The 1990-nt window shown below is 76.1% G+C and carries 2 protein-coding genes; both read right to left on the reverse strand.

All coding sequences use genetic code 11. From position 1 onward, the window contains the following. The coding region (locus ABZ641_RS35115) for an amidase family protein (RefSeq protein ID WP_359988447.1) at positions 1-674 on the reverse strand (674 nt) is incomplete at its 3' end. Continuing rightward, positions 671-1990, reverse strand: a 1320-nt coding sequence (locus ABZ641_RS35120; RefSeq protein ID WP_359988449.1) for a carboxyltransferase domain-containing protein, incomplete at its 5' end; no start/stop codon positions are given. The genes ABZ641_RS35115 and ABZ641_RS35120, both read right to left, overlap by 4 nt.

Consider the following 1990-nt stretch of genomic DNA (forward strand, 5'->3'; position numbering starts at 1 on the left):
GCCAGGTGCTGTACCGGGTCGCCGAGATGCTGCAGGGCCGCCGCGAGCAGTTCGCCGCCGAGGTCGCCGCCGCCGAGGGCCTGGGCGACGCAGTCCACGCTCGCGCAGGCCGGCACCACGCCCTCGGTGGGCACCCGACCCGGGGCGGGCTTGAGGCCGACGATGCCGTTGAGGGCGGCCGGCACCCGCCCCGAGCCCGCGGTGTCGGTGCCGAGCGCCAGGTCCGCGATGCCGAGGGCGACGGCGACGGCCGAGCCGGAGCTCGACCCGCCGGCGATCCGCTCCGGGGCGAGGGCGTTCCGCACCGCGCCGTACGGGCTGCGCGTGCCCACCAGGCCGGTGGCGAACTGGTCGAGGTTGGTGGTGCCGAGGACGACCGTGCCGGCCGCGCGCAGCCGGGCCACCGCCGGGGCGTCCCGCTCGGGGAGGTAGGCGTAGCCGGGACAGCCGGCGGTGGTGGGCAGCCCGGCGACGTCGATGTTGCCCTTGACCGCGCAGACCGTGCCGGCCAGCGGCAGGTGCTCGCCGGCGGCGACCCGGGCGTCGACCAGGGCGGCCTCCGCCTCGGCCTCGGCCTGCGGACGGAGGTCGATCCAGACCTCCGGCCGGTCGGCGGCGGCGATCCGCGCGTACGCCCGGCGGACCCGCTCCACGGCCGTGACGACGGCGCTCACGCGACCGCCCCCAGCACCACGAGCGGGCTGCCGGCCTCGACCTGGTCGCCGGAGCCGACCAGCAGCTCCGCGACCACGCCGTCCCGGTCCGCGGTGACCGCCGACTCCATCTTCATCGCCTCCAGTGCCATCAACTGCTGCCCCTTGCGCACCCGTTCGCCCGGTGCCACGTCGACCTTCCACACGCAGGCGGTGAACTCGGCCTCCACCACGCTGCCGCCCGGCGGTGCGGTGACGGTGCGCGCCGCCACGGGTGCGGTGCCGGCCGCCCGCTCGGCCCGGTCGAACTCGCCCGCCTCCTCCCAAGCCTGCCGCTCGGCCGCGAATGCCGCCGCCTGGACGGCCCGGAACTCCGCGATCGGCCCGGCGTTCTCGTCGAGGAAGCGCAGGTGGTCCGCCAGCGCGAACTCGCCCTCCTCGATCTTCGGCGCGAACCGGCCGGCCGCCATGTCGGCCCGCATCTCCAGCAGTTCCTCCGCGGAGACCGGGTACCAGCGGATCCGGTCGAAGAACCGCAGCAGCCACGGCGCGCCCGGCTCGAACGGGCCGCGCTGCTGCCAGCCCGACCACATCTGCACCGTCCGCCCGACGAACTGGTAGCCGCCCGGCCCCTCCATGCCGTACACGCAGAGGTAGGCGCCGCCGATGCCGACCGAGTTCTCGGCCGTCCAGGTGCGGGCCGGGTTGTACTTGGTGGTGACCAGCCGGTGCCGCGGGTCGAGCGGGGTGGCCACCGGGGCGCCCAGGTAGACGTCGCCGAGGCCGAGCACCAGGTACTCGGCGTCGAAGACCGTGCGGTACACCTCGTCCACGGAGGCCAGGCCGTTGATCCGCCGGATGAACTCGATGTTCCACGGGCACCAGGGCGCGTCGTCGCGGACGCCCGCCATGTACCGCTCGATCGCCTCCCGGGTCGCCGGGTCGTCCCAGGACAGCGGCAGGTGGACGGTGCGGCTCGGCACCACCAGCCGGTCGGTGGCGGGCAGCGCCCGCTCGATCTCCCGGACCAGCGCCAGCAGTTCGGGCAGCGGCAGGACGTCCGGGTCGACGTGCACCTGCAGCGAGCGGATGCCCGGGGTCAGGTCGACGACGCCCTCCGGCCGCCGCGCCGCGAGCCGCTCGGCCAGCGCGTGGACGCGCATCCGCAGCGCCAGGTCCAGTTGCATGGGCCCGTACTCGACCAGCAGGTTGTCGTCGCCGCTGCGCCGGTAGGTGACGCTCGGCCGGTCGGGGGCGGCGGGGGTGCGGTGCAGCACACCGCCGTCCACGATCGCCGGGCGGGAGGCGCGCGGTGCGGCGGCCGGCGTGCGGCGCAG

This window comes from Kitasatospora sp. NPDC007106 (assembly GCF_040634455.1).
GTDB classification, from domain to species: Bacteria; Actinomycetota; Actinomycetes; order Streptomycetales; family Streptomycetaceae; genus Kitasatospora; species Kitasatospora arboriphila.